Source organism: Empedobacter sp. UBA5987 (assembly GCF_002429865.1).
In the GTDB taxonomy this organism is placed as follows: Bacteria; Bacteroidota; Bacteroidia; order Flavobacteriales; family Weeksellaceae; genus Empedobacter; species Empedobacter falsenii_B.
In genome coordinates this window covers 27,087-44,586 of sequence record NZ_DJBB01000048.1, presented here as the reverse complement: position 1 = coordinate 44,586, position 17,500 = coordinate 27,087, and the positions used below count along the sequence as shown (strand labels likewise).

At 31.2% G+C, this 17,500-nt stretch carries 18 protein-coding genes and 1 pseudogene; 13 read left to right on the top strand and 6 right to left on the bottom strand.

What is annotated here, in order from left to right; translation table 11 throughout:
* Positions 1–362: 362 nt before the first annotated feature.
* The 6 genes from cysD to B3J26_RS08160 all read left to right on the top strand — a co-directional run bounded on the left by cysD (position 363) and on the right by B3J26_RS08160 (position 8,360).
* Positions 363–1,271: a sulfate adenylyltransferase subunit CysD gene (gene cysD, locus B3J26_RS08185; RefSeq protein ID WP_291074114.1), complete on the top strand. Its 909-nt coding sequence runs from the start codon at positions 363–365 to the stop codon at positions 1,269–1,271.
* 51 nt (positions 1,272–1,322) lie between these two features.
* Entirely contained in the window at positions 1,323–2,558 is a 1,236-nt protein-coding gene (locus B3J26_RS08180; protein WP_291074112.1) for a sulfate adenylyltransferase subunit 1, read from the top strand.
* A 209-nt stretch (positions 2,559–2,767) separates the two neighbouring features.
* The gene (cobA, locus tag B3J26_RS08175) at positions 2,768–3,580 is read left to right on the top strand and encodes a uroporphyrinogen-III C-methyltransferase (RefSeq protein ID WP_038332326.1); all 813 of its coding nucleotides are present in this window, start codon (positions 2,768–2,770) and stop codon (positions 3,578–3,580) included.
* Complete coding sequence (locus B3J26_RS08170) at positions 3,570–5,228, top strand: diflavin oxidoreductase (protein ID WP_291074109.1); 1,659 nt, start codon at positions 3,570–3,572, stop codon at positions 5,226–5,228. The genes cobA and B3J26_RS08170 overlap by 11 nt, the downstream gene beginning before the upstream one ends.
* Positions 5,229–5,245: 17 nt before the next feature.
* Positions 5,246–6,898, top strand: coding sequence for an NADPH-dependent assimilatory sulfite reductase hemoprotein subunit (locus tag B3J26_RS08165; protein ID WP_291074107.1), 1,653 nt, complete (start codon positions 5,246–5,248; stop codon positions 6,896–6,898).
* Between the two features lie 19 nt (positions 6,899–6,917).
* Positions 6,918–8,360, top strand: coding sequence for a TSUP family transporter (locus B3J26_RS08160; protein ID WP_291074105.1), 1,443 nt, complete (start codon positions 6,918–6,920; stop codon positions 8,358–8,360).
* Between the two features lie 84 nt (positions 8,361–8,444).
* On the opposite strand, the gene B3J26_RS08155 is transcribed toward B3J26_RS08160, so the two are convergent.
* Positions 8,445–8,969, bottom strand: coding sequence for a hypothetical protein (locus B3J26_RS08155; RefSeq protein WP_291074103.1), 525 nt, complete (start codon positions 8,967–8,969; stop codon positions 8,445–8,447).
* Between the two features lie 589 nt (positions 8,970–9,558).
* On the opposite strand from B3J26_RS08155, the gene B3J26_RS08150 reads away from it, so the two are divergent.
* The 3 genes from B3J26_RS08150 to B3J26_RS08140 all read left to right on the top strand — a co-directional run bounded on the left by B3J26_RS08150 (position 9,559) and on the right by B3J26_RS08140 (position 12,158).
* Positions 9,559–9,714, top strand: a complete 156-nt coding sequence (locus B3J26_RS08150; RefSeq protein ID WP_291046670.1) for a hypothetical protein — start codon at positions 9,559–9,561, stop codon at positions 9,712–9,714.
* 63 nt (positions 9,715–9,777) lie between these two features.
* On the top strand, positions 9,778–11,478 hold the full coding sequence (locus tag B3J26_RS08145) for a tetratricopeptide repeat-containing sensor histidine kinase (protein WP_280051456.1): 1,701 nt from the start codon (positions 9,778–9,780) through the stop codon (positions 11,476–11,478).
* 14 nt (positions 11,479–11,492) lie between these two features.
* Positions 11,493–12,158 (top strand): response regulator, encoded by a 666-nt coding sequence (locus B3J26_RS08140; RefSeq protein ID WP_219035053.1) that lies wholly within the window; start codon positions 11,493–11,495, stop codon positions 12,156–12,158.
* Here B3J26_RS08140 and B3J26_RS08135 read toward each other — a convergent pair.
* The 5 genes and pseudogenes from B3J26_RS08135 to B3J26_RS08115 form a co-directional block, all read right to left on the bottom strand.
* Positions 12,155–12,688 (bottom strand): annotated as a pseudogene (locus B3J26_RS08135) (LysR family transcriptional regulator); the annotation flags it as partial. The gene B3J26_RS08140 and the pseudogene B3J26_RS08135 overlap by 4 nt on opposite strands.
* A 15-nt stretch (positions 12,689–12,703) precedes the next feature.
* Positions 12,704–12,838 (bottom strand): hypothetical protein, encoded by a 135-nt coding sequence (locus tag B3J26_RS08130; RefSeq protein ID WP_257468223.1) that lies wholly within the window; start codon positions 12,836–12,838, stop codon positions 12,704–12,706.
* 90 nt (positions 12,839–12,928) lie between these two features.
* Positions 12,929–13,585, bottom strand: a complete 657-nt coding sequence (locus tag B3J26_RS08125; RefSeq protein WP_291074101.1) for an SCO family protein — start codon at positions 13,583–13,585, stop codon at positions 12,929–12,931.
* Positions 13,578–13,874 (bottom strand): YHS domain-containing protein, encoded by a 297-nt coding sequence (locus B3J26_RS08120; protein WP_038332307.1) that lies wholly within the window; start codon positions 13,872–13,874, stop codon positions 13,578–13,580. Before B3J26_RS08120 ends, B3J26_RS08125 begins: the two co-directional genes overlap by 8 nt.
* A gap of 68 nt (positions 13,875–13,942) precedes the next feature.
* Positions 13,943–14,248 (bottom strand): hypothetical protein, encoded by a 306-nt coding sequence (locus B3J26_RS08115; protein WP_125348816.1) that lies wholly within the window; start codon positions 14,246–14,248, stop codon positions 13,943–13,945.
* Between the two features lie 254 nt (positions 14,249–14,502).
* Here B3J26_RS08115 and ppk2 (B3J26_RS08110) point away from each other — a divergent pair, with 254 nt between their 5' ends.
* From ppk2 (B3J26_RS08110) to rplS, 4 genes are all read left to right on the top strand, one after another.
* On the top strand, positions 14,503–15,309 hold the full coding sequence (ppk2, locus tag B3J26_RS08110) for a polyphosphate kinase 2 (protein ID WP_312150877.1): 807 nt from the start codon (positions 14,503–14,505) through the stop codon (positions 15,307–15,309).
* A gap of 17 nt (positions 15,310–15,326) precedes the next feature.
* On the top strand, positions 15,327–16,145 hold the full coding sequence (ppk2, locus tag B3J26_RS08105; RefSeq protein ID WP_125348818.1) for a polyphosphate kinase 2: 819 nt from the start codon (positions 15,327–15,329) through the stop codon (positions 16,143–16,145).
* Between the two features lie 17 nt (positions 16,146–16,162).
* The gene (ppk2, locus tag B3J26_RS08100) at positions 16,163–16,966 is read left to right on the top strand and encodes a polyphosphate kinase 2 (protein ID WP_291074099.1); all 804 of its coding nucleotides are present in this window, start codon (positions 16,163–16,165) and stop codon (positions 16,964–16,966) included.
* Between the two features lie 115 nt (positions 16,967–17,081).
* Positions 17,082–17,432 (top strand): 50S ribosomal protein L19, encoded by a 351-nt coding sequence (rplS, locus tag B3J26_RS08095; protein ID WP_019975296.1) that lies wholly within the window; start codon positions 17,082–17,084, stop codon positions 17,430–17,432.
* Positions 17,433–17,500 lie beyond the last annotated feature (68 nt).

The following is a 17,500-nucleotide window of genomic DNA, read 5'->3' as shown; positions in this document are numbered from 1 at the left end:
TTTGTTTAAACAACTTCAATATTTTTACTTTTACAATATAAAATCTATAGTTTTTATAGATTATTATTTTGTTTGATAAATTTATTTAGAATAATTTTCTTTAAATAATACTAAAAATAGGTTTGTTATTTAAATTATTCTATTAATTATATTTATTTAGAAAAATAATATAATTTTGAAATCAGAAATGAAACAAAAAAAATGAAAAATTTAGTATTTAATATGTCAATGTATATGTGCCACTCGTTAAAAGAGGAGGAATATATTGTGATGTATTAATTACGAAAATAATAATTCATGAACTCCTCCAAAATTTTGAGGAGTTTTTTTTTGTCAAAAAATAAGTTAGAAAGTTAGAAAGAATGTCAAGTCAAGAAAAAAATTATTTAAATCAGCTAGAAGACGAAGCAATCTACATTTTGAGAGAAACAGCTGCTCAATTTGAGCGTCCAGCATTGTTATTTTCAGGAGGAAAAGATTCGATTGTTTTGATTCATTTAGCTTTAAAAGCCTTTCGTCCAGGGAAATTTCCTTTTCCTTTGGTACATGTAGATACAGGACACAATTTTCCTGAAGCGATAAAATTTAGAGATTATTTGGTCGATAAAATCGGCGAAAAGTTGATTGTTGCCTCTGTAGAAGATGCTATAAAAAAGTATAATCTGAAAGAAACTGCTGGTCGTTTTCCTTCTCGTAATGCCTTACAAACATATGCGTTGTTAGATGTGATCGAAGAAAATGAATTTGATGCATGTATTGGAGGAGCGCGTCGTGATGAAGAAAAAGCACGTGCAAAAGAACGTATTTTCTCGGTTCGTGATGATTTTGGTCAATGGGATCCGAAACTTCAACGCCCAGAATTGTGGAATATTTTGAATGGAAGAATTGAAAAAGGACATAATGTACGGGTTTTTCCGATTAGCAATTGGACAGAGTTAGATGTTTGGAATTACATCAAACAAAATAAAATCGAATTGCCAAATCTATACTTTACTCATGAGCGCGAATGTATTGTTTACAATGATAAATTAATTGCGACTTCAGATTTTATTCAGCCAAATGAAGACGATGAGGTTGTGGTAGAAAAAGTACGTTACAGAACGGTTGGTGATATGACGTGTACAGCGGCTGTACCTTCGGATTCTTCTACGATTGACGATATTATTACAGATATTATCAATACAAGAATTAGCGAAAGAGGACAAACTCGTTTGGATGATCAATTGTCAGAATCAGCGATGGAAGACCGTAAAAAACAAGGTTATTTCTAAGTCAAAATTTTTTTAAACAAAACTCTATAATATCTATAGAAATTAAGTAAAATGAATACATTAAAATTTATAACAGCAGGAAACGTAGACGATGGTAAAAGTACTTTAATAGGGCGTTTACTTTACGATTCGAATAGTATTCACACCGATCAATTGGGTGTTTTAGAAAAACGTAAATCAAATGAAGACGACGTAATTGATTTGTCTTTGATTACAGATGGTTTACGTGCCGAGCGCGAACAAGGAATTACAATAGACGTTGCATATAAATATTTTTCGACTGCAAAACGAAAATTTATTATTGCAGATGCGCCTGGACATGAGCAGTATACACGAAATATGATTACAGGTGCTTCAAATTCAGAGTTGATTATTATTCTGGTTGATGCACGAAAAGGAATTACTTCTCAAACAAAACGTCATGCAAGTATTGGTTCTTTAATGGGAATTAAAAAAGCAATTATAGCGATTAACAAAATTGATTTGGTTGATTATTCACAAGATATTTTCGAAAAGATAAAAAATGATTTTCAACAAATTCAAGATCAATTGAATTATGATGAAGTAACTTTTATTCCAGTTTCTGCTTTGGTTGGCGATAATATTGTCGAAAAATCTGCGAAAACGCCTTGGTACAATGGTGAAACATTATTGCATCAATTGGAAACAGTTTCAATTGAAACAGATAAAAGTTTAGCAGCTCGTTTTCAGGTTCAATGGGTAATTCGTCCAAAAGATGAAGAGCATCACGATTATAGAGGTTATGCGGGACAAATTTTGAGTGGAGTCTACAAAGTTGGGGATTATATTAAAGTTTATCCATCAAATATCGAATCAAAAATTGTTAAAATAGAACGTCATTTGGAAGAAGTACAACATGCTGAAGCAGGAGAAAATGTTGTGATTCATCTCGAAAATAATATAGATATCAGTAGAGGAGACACAATTGTAAAAACTTCCGAAGAACCACAAACGACAAATGAACCAAAAGCGTGGATATGTTGGTTAGACAATAATGCATTGCAACAAGGAAAAACGTATGTATTGCAACATCGTTTTCATTCGGTTCGTGCAAAAATCAAAACAATCGATCAACAATGGGATATTAATAATTGGGAATTTATTCCATCTGAAGAAATCAAGTTAAATGATATTGGACAAGTGGTTTTAAAAACAAATCAACCTTTATTTTTCGATTCTTTCAAAGAAAATATTCATACAGGAAATGCCATTTTGATTGACGAAACAACGAAAAATACAGTCGCTGCTTTGATGTTTATTGATTAAAATTCGTCAGTTCGAGTGATTTTTAGAAATGAAATGTATAAAAATTGTATCGAGAACTAAGATGAATTTTATCTTCAAAAACCTTATTCTCGATACAAAATTCTTACATAATTCCACTCGAATTGACGGTTTCATTGATAAAATTATCTAAAATATAAAAGTTTCAAAACATCAACTCAATCTTATCATTCAACTAATTTATTACAAACATGCAAACAACAATAGGAAAAGTAATTTTGGCTGGCGCTGGTCCTGGAGATCCAGAATTGGTGACGCTCAAAACATTAAATTATATCAAAAAAGCAGATGTTATTTTGACAGATCGCTTGGTTTCTCCAGTGTTAATAGACGAATATGCGTCGAAAGATGCGTTGGTTATTTATGTCGGAAAACAATGTTCGAAAGGCATTCATACGCCCCAAAAAGATATCAACGATTTGATGATTGAGTTTGCAATGCAAGGAAAATTAGTGGTTCGATTGAAAGGAGGTGACGCTTCACTTTTTTCTAATATTTTGGACGAATTAGAAACCTTGAAAAAAAATCATGTTCCGTACGAAATAATTCCAGGAATTTCGGCTGCTTTTGGTGCTGCTGCTTACACAGGAATTCCGTTGACAGCACGCAATCATTCGAAAGGAGTTCGCATGTTGACGTTGTGCGATTTGAAATCTATTGAAGATAAACAATGGAAAGATTGGGCAAAAACGTCTGATACATTGGTTTTTTATATGAGTGGACAACGTTTACAAACTTTAGCCGATCAGTTAATTTTGAATGGAATTGATACCGAAAAAGGTTTAGCAGTTATTCAACAAGCGACAACTCCAGATCAGAAAACGCAAGTGTTTACTTTCGAAAATATTGTAGAAAATAATTTACCAACCTTCGATTTTGTACCAACTTTAATTATCGTTGGTCATGTTGTCAATTTGCATCAATCATTCGCTTGGTTCGATGAACAGCCAACTTCCAACTCATATTTTGATAACCATAAAACAACAATTTCTTATGCTAGCTAACGAAAAATTAAACTTAGTAAAAAGTTTAGTCAAAGAATTATCACGTGACGAAATTATTTGGACAAATGGTTATTTGGCTGGATTAGTTGCGAATCAGACACAAGATCAACCGAAAGAACAAAAGGTTTTAACCTCAATCAAACCTACAATAATCTATGGAACTGAAACAGGAAATGCGAAGAAATTAGCCAATCAATTGCTTGGAATTTTTAAGAAGAATAAAATTCAAGCCAAAGCGATTGATGCGTTTCAATATCCACTCGAAAAAATAGAAAAAGAAGAATTTTTAATTCTAATTTTTAGTACGCAAGGAGATGGAGATTTACCTCAAAATGCACAAAAATTTTATGATAATTTGAGCAATTCTGACCTAAAATTAAATCAAACAAAGTTTGCTGTTTTTGGTTTGGGCGATACGTCTTATCCGTTTTTTTGTAAATCAGGAGAAGAAATTGATGAATTATTCGAAAAACTTGGTGCGCAACGCGTTTTTGATTTGGTAAAAGTAGATTTAGATTATCAGGAAATTGCCGAAAATTGGTTTGCTGAAATTTTAAAAACTATTCAATCAGAAAGAAGTTCAACAAATGTTCAACCTCAAAAATTACAAAGTTCTTCTACGCAGAAAAAATCGTACGAAGGAATTGTAAAGCATAAAATTGTTTTGAACGATAGAGGTTCAAACAAAGAAACATATCATATCGAAATTGCAGTTGATGAGCAAGTAGATTACGAACCTGGCGATGCTTTGGGTGTTTATCCAAAAAATAATCAAACCGAAATTTTAACGATTGCAAAATTTTTCAATGAAGAAAATCGCGCAAAAGAACTTGAAGAAAAAAATATTAGAGCACTTTCTAAAAAATCAATCGATCAATTTGCAACAATTTTGAATGTAGAAATTCTTGAAACTAAGAATGATTTAATTGATTTGTTGACAAAATATTTTTCGTCAGTATCTACAATAAAATTTGATGATATTTTAAATCTTTTGCATCCAATTGCACCACGTTTATATTCGATTTCATCATCGAATGAAGCACATGATAAAGAAATTCACTTAACGATAAGTCTGAATACTTTTTCAGTTTCTGATCAACAAATAACTGGATTATGTTCTCAGTTTTTAGCAGATTTTGAGCAAGATAAATCCATAGAATTTTACATTTATAAAAATAAAAACTTCAAACTTCCAGATGAAAATCAATCGGTAATTATGATTGGTCCAGGAACAGGAATTGCACCTTTTCGTAGTTTTTTGACACATCGTGATGCAATTGGTGCAGAAGGTAAAAACTGGTTGTTTTTTGGTGAACAACATTTTGTTTCGGATTTCTATTATCAAACTGAAATTCAGGAATGGCTTTCGACAGGAGTTTTGAGCAAATTAGATACCGCTTTTTCTAGAGATCAAAAACATAAAATTTATGTACAAGATCGAGTGAAAGAACAAGGAAAAGAGCTTTACAATTGGTTAAAAGATGGTGCGTATTTGTATATCTGCGGTCAAAAAGACGGAATGAGTACAGATGTAGAAAGTGCTTTGATCGAATTAATTGCAAAAGAATCAAATCAAGATGAGGTTTCAGCGAAAAATTTTCTGGAACAATTAGAAGAAGAAGGTCGCTACCAAAAAGATGTTTACTAATCAACCAACAACTAAAAATGAGTACAGAAAAACAATCTCCTATAGAAGGAATTAAAATAAAAAGTGACGGACTTCGCGGTACGTTAAAAGAGAGTATAGAGTTAGATAATCACACCGGAAATGTGCGTGCAGATGACGAAGCTTTGGTGAAATTTCACGGAATATATGTGCAAGATGATCGCGATAGACGAGAAGAACGCGCAGAAAAAAAGTTAGACAAATTGTATTCGTTTATGATTCGTTTGCGTATTCCGGGTGGAATTATTGACGCTGATAAATGGTTGGCAATTCACGAAACTTCTGAACAATATGGAACAGGCGTTTTAAAAATTACAACGCGTCAAACCATTCAATTGCACGGAATTTTGAAACATCAATTGCGTCCAACTTTACAATCGTTTGACCAAGCAACGTTAGATTCTATCGCAGCTTGTGGCGATGTAAACCGAAATGTAATTGCGAGTTCTCATCCGTTGCTTTCGCCAATTCATGCTCAAATTCATGCATATGCAGATAAATTATCAAAACATTTGTTGCCTAAAACACAAGCTTATTATGAGATTTTTGTGGATAATGAAAAGATTTACGAACGCGAAACAGAGAAAGATGATTTGTATGAAGACCGCTATTTACCTCGAAAATTTAAAATTGCAATTGCTATTCCGCCAACTAATGATGTAGATGTTTTTGCAAATGATTTGGGACTGATTGCGATTATCGAAAATAATGAATTGAAAGGTTTCAATATCGCTGTTGGTGGAGGTTTGTCAACAACTCACGGAAATCCAAATACATATTCGCGTTTATCAACCGAAATTGGTTTTGTTGATTCTGAAGAAAAAGTGTTGAAAGTTGCTTATGAAGTATTGACAATTCAGCGTGATTTTGGGAATCGTGGCGATCGAAAATTAGCGAGACTAAAGTATACAGTTGATAAATTAACGGTTGATGGTTTCAAGTCTGAATTAGAAAAACGTGTTAGTTTTAAATTAGAGCCTTCTCAGCCTTATCAATTTACGGAGCGTTCTGATATTTATGATTGGCGACAAGTGAATAACAGAATGTGGTATTACACTTTATTTGTGGAGAATGGAGTTGTACAGTCTAATCAGAAAGCATTTTTACATGAATTGGCTTTATTAAATATCAATAATTTTATTTTTATAGCGAATCAAAATTTATTGTTAGGTGAGATTTCAATTGAAAATAAAGCTATAGTTGAACAGCTTTTAGAAAAGTATTCTATTCACAAAGATATTAGTGAACTTAGAAAAAATTCGATGGCATGCGTGGCTTTACAAACTTGTCCATTGGCTTTGGCAGAAGCGCAACGTTATTTGCCAGAATTGGTGAATAAAATAGAGCCTTTGCTAGAAAAACATCAACTTCAAAATGATGATATTTCTATTTGTATGACGGGCTGTCCAAATGGTTGCGGTCGTTCGTATGTTTCGGAAATTGGTTTTGTAGGGACTTCTGCTGGACATTATAATTTGAGGTTGGGTGGAGATCGATATGGTGTTCGTTTGAATAAAATTTATAAAGAAAAAGTCAATGAGACTGAGATTTTGAATGAGCTAGATCAAGTTTTCGAAAGTTATACAAATGAAAAAATAGACAATGAAACATTCGGAGATTTTACCTATCGAAAATATTTTTCGGTTAATTAGTTAAATCCCTTTAAGAACAATGAAAAATAATTTATTCCCGATATTTTTAAAAACAGAACATTTGCGCTTCCTGATTGTTGGCGGAGGAAATGTAGGATTAGAAAAGGTTACGACGCTAATCAAACAAAATCCTTCGATCAATTTGAAAGTTGTAGCAAAGGATTTTAAACAAGAATTGAAAGATATTTTTGCTCAACATTCAACAATTAAACACGAAACTCATGCGTTCGAATCGAGTGATTTGGAGGATGTAGATTTAGTGATTGTTGCAACCGATAACAAAGAAACTTCGCAAGAAGTGAAGCAAAAAGCAAATGAAAAAGGAATTTTGGTTAATGCAGCTGATCAGCCAGATTTGTGCGATTTTTATTTAGGTTCGATTGTGAATAAAGGTCATCTTAAAATTGCAATTTCTACAAATGGACAATCTCCTATAATGGCAAAACGTTTGAGAGAGTATTTTTCTGATGTTATTCCAGATTCAATTGATGAAAACATTGAAAGTTTAAATAAAATCAGAAACAATCACAAAGGAGATTTTAATCAAAAACTAACTGATTTGAATCATTTAACTTCTTCTTTTGAAGGAAAAAAATCGACTAAAAAATACAAACGTTTAGTAACCGAAATTACATTGATATTTTTTGCATTATTCTTAGGATATGCTTTGTCATCAATCGTGAGTTTTTCGGAAGCGAAAGATTTTGTGATTCACATTCCAAATGTTTTTTACATTATGTTGGCGGTTGGTTTTTTCGCTCAAATGGTCGACGGAGCCGTTGGTTTGGGATATGGTGTAACCTGTTCTACAAGCATGATGTTGTTTGGCGTTAATTTACCTTCAATAAGTGGTAGTATTCATACTGCCGAAATGTTTTCGAGCGGAATTAGTGGTTTTTCGCATTATAGATTTGGAAATGTAAACAAAAAATTATTATTGGCATTGGCTATTCCAGGCGTTATTGGAGCAGTTTCGGGATCATTATTATTGGTTTATTTGGGGAATAAATATGAAACCATTACTTACGGAATTTTAGCTTCGTACACGTTAATCATCGGAATTCGATTAATTATTTTAGTATTCAGAAAAAAAATCGAACGCAAAAAAGTAAAACGAGTTGGATTTTTAGGATTTGCCGGAGGTTTTTTAGATGCTTTTGGTGGTGGAGGTTGGGGACCTGTCGTGACATCAACTTTATTAGCAAAAGGAAAAAAATCAAACTTAGTAGTAGGAACAGTTAGTTTAGCCGAGTTTTTTGTGACACTTTCTGCATCGTTGACTTTTTTTGCAGCTTTGGGTGTAAGTCACGGTTTTATCATTGCAGGTTTAATAATTGGAGGAGCTTTAGCAGCGCCAATTGCAGCGAAATTAGCAGGCAAAATACCTCAGAAAGTTGCTATTTTGGCTGTAGCTTTTTTAGTTATCACATTTAGTATTCGTATTCTTTTTAAAATTTTCTAAATTTTATATATCATTTCTAACAATCAAAACACTCTTCATCTCGCATGTTGAGTGTTTTTTTATTGTTCATTATTTAAGACATATTTAGTTAAAAATATATTTTGTGACAGGTTTCAATGTTTTGCCATTTTCAGGATGTAAACCGTAATTTGTATAAAATTCTACTTCACTATTTTTCTTTGTATACCAAACTTTATCGAGTGCGTTTCCAAAATTTAAAGTATCAGGTTTTGTGATTTTCTTCAATTGTAAAACAATTTCGTTATATGGAACAGCATTCATTTGTGGCGAAGTTTTTTCGCATTCTATTTCTTCATAATGATTTTCTTTCCAAACCATACAAGACGAATTTTGATTCATTGAATTAAGAAATAATCCTCCGCTAGCCAAAATCATAGCAATACCACTTCCAGCAATTACTTTATTTCGTTGAAGTTTTATTTTCTGAAAGAAATTATTCTTTTTTGATGGAAGATTAATTATTGATTCTTCTTCAGAAATATTATTATCTATTATTGGTTCTACGGATGCGATTTCTTCTACATTAACTTCTTTTTCTTCATTTTTTTGTCTGCTGATTTTTTTGATTAAAATCTCCAAAACTTTCATAACCGATATAATGAGCAAGAATGTTTAATAAATCAGGACTTATTTCCTTCTTTAAATTATTTTCTTTCACGAAATCATCAAAATATCTTGAAAAAGATTTGCTTGTTATAGGATAATTATAATCATCTGAAATTACTTTTTCTAAATGCACAGACATTCCATTTTTACTTCAACTCCCAAATTCATTTTTTGCTTTCTCAAAAACTTTTTCGAATAGATATTTTTTCGTAGACATTTCATTTTTAATCCTTTTACAAAGTAGACAAATTTTGGACAAAATAAATTACGGTTTACCGTAAAACAAGCTGTCCAATAATTGTCCAAAACTTGTCTATTGTTTGTTTAACAGCGACTTTATGTTCTGTATTTACTTTGCAATAGAAATCAAAACAAAAACAAAAAACTTGATTTCTGAAAACGTAGTCTCGAAAATAGTTGAGGTGATTTGAAGGGAAGCATTTTTCCTGAATTGTTCTCAAGACTACAAAAAACTTCCCACTAAAGAAGCGCTTCTTTTTTCTCGTGTACACTACTCGCAATCTGTTTTGTGAGGAAGAGCACCTATATCAAAAAATTAAAAATTTAAGCTATGTTAGAATTATTATTCGCTTTATTGGGATTCTTTTTACCAAATCAAAATGCAAACACAATTTCACAAGATCAACATCCAGTTGTACAAACTTCATCAGATAGTATAGACGGTGATACAAATGGAGAAAAAGGGGATGTTCCTGTGAAAAAATAAATCATCAACGGATAGAGTAATCTATCCGTTTTTTATTTAGCTTTATTGAGTAAATACAATGATTTGAGAAAAATTTTATTTTTTTATTTTATACTTTTTATTATTTCATGTCAACAGTCTAAAAACAAAGAGATTGAGCAGGATAATTTAGATAATAAAGCTTATGATAAAGCATGGAAGTTTTATGAAAAACAAGAGAATGATAGTGCTTATGTTTATTTTAATAAAGCATATTCAGAATTTATAAAACTGAATAACAAACATCAAGCATCAAAATGTTTGATAAATATGGCTTTTATTTCTAAAGATCAAGGAGATTGGTTTGGAAGCCAAGAATTAATTATTTCTTCGGTAAAATTATTAAACCCTAAAATAAGTGAAGAAAAAGAAACACTTTCTAGTGCATATAATATTTTAGGGCAAACTTCTCATGATTTAGGAAATTTTAATGATGCTATAGATTATTATCAAAAAGCAATTGATTTTTCTAAAGAAAAAGATGTTTATATTATCAATCAAAATAACATTGCAAATAGTTATCGTTACGATAAGCAGTATGATGAAGCGATAAAGATTTACCAAGAATTACTAAAAGATAAGAATACAATTGAAAATCCAAAAGAATATGCGCGAATTACTGATAATTTAGCATATACCAAATGGTTAAAAGACAATAAGTCCAATGTTATAAATGAATTAAATAAAGCGTTAAATATTAGATTAAAGGAAAATGATTTGTGGGGACAAAATGCAAGTTATGCGCATTTAACAGATTATTTTTCAAATTTAGATCATAAAAAAGCCTTGGACTATGCTTATAAAAGAAAACAAATTGCTTTCGAAAATAAGAGTGTGGGCGATAAATTAGAAGTTTATCAACAACTTATTTTATTAGAAAATCCTACAAATGCAAAACAATATTTTGAAGCTTATCAAAAGCTAAACGATAGTATTCAGTTAGAACGTAACAGAGCGAAAAATCAATTTGCGTTGGTGCGTTATGATTCGGAGAAAAATCGTGCAGATTTTTTGAAAGCTGAAGCAGAGAATGAAAAGAAGAAAAATGATATTTTAAAACTTTATATTCTAATCGGTTTATTGATCGTTTTGTTTGTTTTTGGATATTTTTTATACAGAAAAAGAAAGCAAAAATTAGAGCAAGAGAAAGTTTTGTTGCAACAAGAAAAGGTTTTGGAAGTCAAAAAAACAGAATTGAAATATTCTAAAAAAGTACACGATAAAGTGGCGAACGGAATTTATCATGTGATGTCTGATATTGAGAATAAATCAGAATTTAATCGTGATCAAATTTTAGATAAATTGGAAGTTGTTTATGAAATTTCGCGCGATATTTCTTATGACAAAATCGATGAAAATCAACAAGAAAATTTTGCAGAAAAATTAGCACAATTGATAAGTTCTTATGATTCGGAACAAGTCAAAATATATTTGATTGGAAATGAAAAAGAACTTTGGAGAAACGTAAAAGATTATGCTAAAACAGAGGTTTTCTTAGTGATGCAAGAATTGTTGACGAACATGAAAAAACATAGCGAAGCTTCACGAGTTATACTAAATTTTAAAGAAGAAAACCAACAAATTATTATCAATTATTCAGATAATGGAATTGGGATTTCGGACTTAAAACCTAAAAATGGTTTGCAAAATACGGTTTCACGTATTTCTAATCTAAACGGAGATGTTATTTTTGAAACTGAAAATGTGAATGGTCTAAAAATTAAGATCATATTTCCAATTCAATAACCTAAATAAAAAGTATGTTTAAAAAAGTATTAATTGCAGAAGATTTTGAGAGTTTTAATATTTCAATTCAGAAAGTTTTAAAAGATTTACATGTAGAAAATCCTGATTATGCTTTTTATTGTGATGATGCATTCTTGAAAGTGAAAAAAGCATTGCACGACAATCAACCTTATGATTTATTGATTTCTGATTTGTCTTTTGAAGAAGATCACCGCGAGCAAAACTTGAAAGGAGGAAGAGATTTAATTGAAGCTGTAAAAGCAATTCAGCCAAATTTGAAAATGATTGTTTTTTCGGTAGAAAAGAAAGCGGATATGGTGGATAATCTTTTCAAGGAATACCATATAGATGGGTTTGTGGCGAAAGGAAGAGAAGATTCGAAAGAGTTGAAAAAAGCGATACAAACTGTTTTTGCGGGCGGAATGCATTTGGAATTGGACATGAAACGTAGTATCAAACAAAAAAATACGTATGAAATAACTTCGTATGATGTTACGTTAGTTTCTTTGCTTTCGAATGGAATTTTGCTAAAAGATATTTCAAATCACTTAAAACAAAATAATATCAAACCTGCAAGTCTAAGTAGTGTAGAAAAGAGATTGGGCTCATTAAAAGAGTCGCTACAAATTACAAGTAATCATCAATTGGTTGCGTTTTTCAAAGATTTGGGAAGTATTTAACCCAAATCTTTACACCATTTATCTACAAAAATCTGTTGCAATTGCTCAATTTCTTTTTCGTAAATCGTATTTTTTCGTGAACCAAAATAGAGTGTATTTTCCAACGGTTTTTCACCTTGCCAAACCAATTTTATTTTACCAGAATTTAGTGCTTCTTGACATAAAAAGTCGGGAACAATAGAAAAGCCATTTCCATCGCTCAAACAACGAATAATAGAACTGATATTTGGGACAATATAATTTGGTTTGAAATCTGGATGTTCTTTAAAATTTTCTTTCCAAAAATGTTGCTCCGCAGCAGCTAATTTTTGAATCGGTTCTAAAATAAAATTATACAAAATTTTTCCTTTTTCAGTCGGTACCATTTTTCGCGCCGATCGATCAAATAATTTGTAGCCCGTATAGGCTTCTAACGAATTGAGATGTAAGCTAAAACCAGGTTGTGAAATAAATAATTGTTGCGCAGCAGCAGATAAAGTCCCAGTTTCATAAATTGCTTTAAATGTTCTGAACCATTCAAGATTTGATTGCTTAACTTCTAAATTTTAATTTTCATCATAAGGTAAATCGTCAGGATCTACATCAATATAATCGGGGTTTGGTAAGGTCGAAAGTCGATACGCTTTTATTGTTTTCAAATCCAATAAATTTGCTTTTACAACACGATGCATTCCGTCCATCAATTTTCCATAAGGACAAACAATAATTTGCTGTGATTTAGAAAATTATAATTAAAACAAAACCCTCCATTTTTAGGAGGGTTTTAAATTTTATTCTGCAAGAAGTTTTTTTATATCTTCTTTTAAAAATTCTATTTCAGGATGATATTTTCCAGCTAGAGAAGGTTCTTTTCCTTCAGGATCTTTGTAATTCAGTCCCGAATAAAACTGTATTGGAACACCCATTTTATCATATCGACTTCTGATATTTCCTTGTTTATCAACCAATGCAAGTTTTCCGCTGTGATTTAGACCTTCGGCAGTTGTTTCGTCTTTTCCAACATAAATATTGAATTTATCCGAAAGTTGCTCAATTTCTTCTCGATCCGAAGTCAAATAATGCCAATTCGGTGATTTTACACCAATTTGTTTTGCATATTCTAACAATCGTGCAGGTGTATCTCGTTTTGGATCAATTGTAATCGAAATAAAACCAAGGTTTGCTTCATTTATTTCATCTTCTATTGTGCGTAAATTGTTACTCATTACTGGACAAATCGTTGGACAACTTGTAAAGAAAAATTCTACAACGTACACTTTTCCTAACATATCACGATTTGTAATCGTTTGATTATTTTGATTCGTCATCGAAAATTCCGGAACTTTCATTACCATGTAAAGTTCATCTTTAGGCTTATTTTTTAACCAAAAAACAGTTCCTATAACGCCTAAAATAATAACAATAACGGCTATTAATTGTTTATTCATGGATATGTTTTTCAGGATTTTTTAGAAACTCTTCTTTGCACATTGTCGAACAAAAACCATACGTTTTTCCTTGGTAATTAGCTGTGTCACTCAAATGATCTGCAGTTTTCATTCCGCAAATTGGATCAACTTCGTTCACAACCGCAATATCCAATTTAGTTACAGCTTTCATTTCTTCGTGAGAAACATGCTTTACTTCAAAATTCTCTTGTTTTGTTTGCTCTTTATTACAAGAAAATAATGCAAACCCTAATACTATTAAAGAGAATATATTTTTTAAATTTTTCATTTTAAATTGTTTATTTGTTTTTAATTAATTGTTATCTGATTCTATAGTTTAGATTTATTAAAGAAAAATTAAACAATTGGAGGATGAAAAACTAAACGAATAATATAGTTAGAATTAATATCTTGATAATGATCAGTTGATAATTTATTTTTTTGCGTAAAATACTTTTTTGGAGAAATAATTTGTTTTTGAGGAACAATCGCATCTAAAATTTTGACCGAATTTTTGACAAAATGATTTTCTGGCTGATTCTTTTCACTTTTCGAAATTTCTTCTTTCAAATAGCAAAAACCATTACAAAGTAATTCAGGTTTTTCTCGATTTTCACAAAGTTCATTTGCGATTTCTTCATAATTTAAAACATAATCTATCATCGGCATTAAAGGACGAAATGCGATAGAAAATATGAGTGATATGAAAAATAGTATGCGCAAAAAACTAATTTATTGACAAATTTAACCAAATTGATTGAGGTTGAATATGATAAAATTTATGATTTTAAAAGAAAGATTTATCATAATCTTCACTTTTATGTTCTGTAAAATTTTTACCTTAAAAAAGATTTTACAATCTATAAATATTTATGAAAAAAAGTAAGATTTTAGATTTTACAACAACCGAAGAACTAATGCATTTTTTGGTCGAAAATCAAGAAGAAAATCCTCTCTATAAAAATGTGATAAAGAAGTTTGAATATGAAAATGAGTTACTAAAACTGCAATCAGAGTTAGTAAATCTTCAAAATTGGATTTCGACAGAAAAGAAAAAAGTTGCAATCATTTTCGAAGGACGAGATGCTTCAGGAAAAGGAGGTACAATTCGCCGTTTTCGCGAGCATCTTAATCCGCGTTCTATGCGTGTTGTTGCATTGAATAAACCTACAGAAGTCGAACAAAATCAGTGGTATTTTAATCGTTATATCAAAGAGTTACCAAATGCTGGTGAAATTGTTTTTTTTGACAGAAGTTGGTACAACAGAGCAGTTGTAGAGCCAGTTATGGGATTTTGTACCGAGCAACAATATGAGCAATTTATGGTGCAAGTTTCAGAATTTGAACATATGTTGTACGAATCAGGGACATATATTGTCAAATTGTGGTTTTCTGTGACTAAAGAGGAGCAGCAAACACGTTTTGATTCGAGGTTAAATAATCCGCTTAAAAAGTGGAAATATAGTCCAGTCGATGCAAAAGGACAAGAGCTTTGGGATGAATTTTCGCATTATATCAATCAAATGTTTACGCGCACGCACAACTCTTTTTCGCCTTGGATTATTGTCAACGCAAATGATAAAAATACGGCAAGATTAGAATCTATTCGTTATGTGCTTTCTTTGTTTAATTATAAAGGAAAAGAGGATGCCGAAGTAAATTTAATGGTAGATCCAAATGTGATTGAACGTTATTATCGAATGGTAAAAGAATTGAATCATTAATTTTAAATTGTAAGAAAATGGAGCTAAAACCGAAAGATTTAAAATTAATCGAAACCAAAAAAGGTCTTGTTGGACTTTTACAATCTGATCATGGAAAGTTGAATTTTGCGAAAGCCTTGCGTACTGTAAAATATGAAAATAGGATAGAGCAATTACAAGAAGAATTGATAAAATTACAAACTTGGGTAGCCGAAAATAAACGAAAAGTTGTGATTGTTTTTGAAGGTCGAGATGCAGCTGGGAAAGGAGGTGCAATTCGTCGAATTGTAGAACATCTAAATCCTCGTGAACATAGAATTATAGCACTGCCAAAGCCTAATGAAGTAGAACGAGGACAATGGTATTTTCAACGTTATGTTCGTCAGTTACCACGTGCAGGAGAAATTGTTTTTTTTGATAGAAGTTGGTACAATAGAGCTGTTGTAGAGCCTGTAAATGGGTTTTGTACACAAGAGGAATATGAAACTTTTATGAACGAGGTAAATGATGTCGAGAAAATGTGGATTAATTCGGGAATATATTTGATTAAAATTTATTTTTCGATTACAAAAGAACAACAAGCGAAACGTTTTGCAGATATTGTAAATTCACCAACCAAACGATGGAAGTATAGCTCTGTAGATCAAAAAGCGCAAGATTTGTTTGATGTTTATTCAGCTTATAAAGATGTAATGTTTACGAAAACAAATACAGATTTTGCTCCTTGGAAAATCATTGATGCCAACAAAAAGTACAAGGCTAGAGTAGAGGCGATGGAATATATTTTGTCTAAAATACCTTATGATGATAAAAATAAACGTATTTTGAAACATCAAAACTTAGAAGAAGAAAATTAATTATCAAACCTAAAACTATGGCTGAATTTGATTTAAATGATTTAGAAAAAATAAATAATAAGCAAGAAATCATTGATTTTTTGGTTAGACATGATATTATAAAAGAAAAGAAGTTCAAAGAACAACTCGCTTATGAGAAAGAATTAAAAGAACTTCAAGAAAAATTGTTAGAAATACAATCTAAAGTTATTCAAGAGAATAAACGTGTGTTAATTATTTTTGAAGGTCGTGATGCAGCTGGAAAAGGAGGAACAATTTCGAGAATAACAGAATTTCTAAACCCTAAAAAATATCGTGTTGAAGCATTACCAAAGCCGACTGAAATAGAACAAGGACAATGGTATTTTCAGCGATATTTTAAAGAATTACCAAATGCAGGTGAAATTGTATTCTTTGATCGTTCTTGGTATAATCGTGCTGTTGTAGAGCCTGTTTTCGGATTTTGTACGGAAGAACAACATACAAAGTTTATGAAACAAGTAGTAGAAGTAGAAAAGCTTTTGCAAGATGATGGAATTATTTTGGTTAAAATTTTCCTGTCGATTTCGAAAGAAGAACAAGCAGAACGATTACAAGATCGGAAAGATGACGAAATGAAACAATGGAAATTAGGAACATTGGATCAAAAGGCACAAGAGTTATGGGATGTTTATACCAATTACATTGACAAAATGTTTCAGCAAACAGGAACAGAAAGTTCATCTTGGCTAGAAATTGTGACAGATGATAAAAAAATTGCTCGACTTTTAGCGATGAAATCAGTCGTAGCACAATTAACAAATCAATCTTTTGAAAATGATTTAATAAAAATTCATTCATAAAAGAAAGAGAATCATTTGTATAATCAAGATTTTTGATTAATTTTGCACCCACATTGTTCAACCTCTGACGAAAGACGTTTAAGTTGCTCAATTCAAATAAATTGAAATTATAATAATGGAAAATTTAGTAAAATACGTACAAGAGAAATACGTAGCTAAAAAAGAGTTCCCAGCTTTCGCAGCAGGTGATACTATTACAGTTTATCAAGAAATTACAGAGGGTGGAAAAACTCGTGTTCAGTTCTTTAAAGGGGTTGTTATCCAAAGAAGAGGACAAGGAACTACAGAAACTTTCACAATCCGTAAAATGTCTGGAGATGTTGGTGTAGAGCGTATCTTCCCAGTTAACATGCCAGCGTTACAAAAAATTGAAGTAAACAAAAAAGGTAAAGTTCGTAGAGCTCGTATCTTCTACTTCAGAGCATTACGTGGTAAAAAAGCTCGTATCAAAGACGCTGCTTACTAAAAACTGCTTTTTTAGGAAAAATATAAAATCCGTTCGATAATCGAACGGATTTTTTTATACTTAATAAT

Excerpts from the sequence above, each read along its gene's own strand:
- B3J26_RS08140 (WP_219035053.1), top strand. The coding sequence starts at position 11,493 with ATGTTTAAAAAAGTATTAATTGCAGAAGATTTTGAGAGTTTTAATATT.
- cobA (WP_038332326.1), top strand. The coding sequence starts at position 2,768 with ATGCAAACAACAATAGGAAAAGTAATTTTGGCTGGCGCTGGTCCTGGA.
- B3J26_RS08180 (WP_291074112.1), top strand. The coding sequence starts at position 1,323 with ATGAATACATTAAAATTTATAACAGCAGGAAACGTAGACGATGGTAAA.
- rplS (WP_019975296.1), top strand. The coding sequence starts at position 17,082 with ATGGAAAATTTAGTAAAATACGTACAAGAGAAATACGTAGCTAAAAAA.
- B3J26_RS08155 (WP_291074103.1), bottom strand. The coding sequence starts at position 8,969 with ATGAAAGTTTTGGAGATTTTAATCAAAAAAATCAGCAGACAAAAAAAT.
- ppk2 (WP_291074099.1), top strand. The coding sequence starts at position 16,163 with ATGGCTGAATTTGATTTAAATGATTTAGAAAAAATAAATAATAAGCAA.
- B3J26_RS08150 (WP_291046670.1), top strand. The coding sequence starts at position 9,559 with ATGTTAGAATTATTATTCGCTTTATTGGGATTCTTTTTACCAAATCAA.
- B3J26_RS08115 (WP_125348816.1), bottom strand. The coding sequence starts at position 14,248 with ATGATAGATTATGTTTTAAATTATGAAGAAATCGCAAATGAACTTTGT.
- B3J26_RS08130 (WP_257468223.1), bottom strand. The coding sequence starts at position 12,838 with ATGGACGGAATGCATCGTGTTGTAAAAGCAAATTTATTGGATTTGAAA.
- B3J26_RS08125 (WP_291074101.1), bottom strand. The coding sequence starts at position 13,585 with ATGAATAAACAATTAATAGCCGTTATTGTTATTATTTTAGGCGTTATA.
- ppk2 (WP_125348818.1), top strand. The coding sequence starts at position 15,327 with ATGGAGCTAAAACCGAAAGATTTAAAATTAATCGAAACCAAAAAAGGT.
- B3J26_RS08160 (WP_291074105.1), top strand. The coding sequence starts at position 6,918 with ATGAAAAATAATTTATTCCCGATATTTTTAAAAACAGAACATTTGCGC.
- B3J26_RS08120 (WP_038332307.1), bottom strand. The coding sequence starts at position 13,874 with ATGAAAAATTTAAAAAATATATTCTCTTTAATAGTATTAGGGTTTGCA.
- B3J26_RS08170 (WP_291074109.1), top strand. The coding sequence starts at position 3,570 with ATGCTAGCTAACGAAAAATTAAACTTAGTAAAAAGTTTAGTCAAAGAA.
- ppk2 (WP_312150877.1), top strand. The coding sequence starts at position 14,503 with ATGCATTTTTTGGTCGAAAATCAAGAAGAAAATCCTCTCTATAAAAAT.
- B3J26_RS08165 (WP_291074107.1), top strand. The coding sequence starts at position 5,246 with ATGAGTACAGAAAAACAATCTCCTATAGAAGGAATTAAAATAAAAAGT.
- cysD (WP_291074114.1), top strand. The coding sequence starts at position 363 with ATGTCAAGTCAAGAAAAAAATTATTTAAATCAGCTAGAAGACGAAGCA.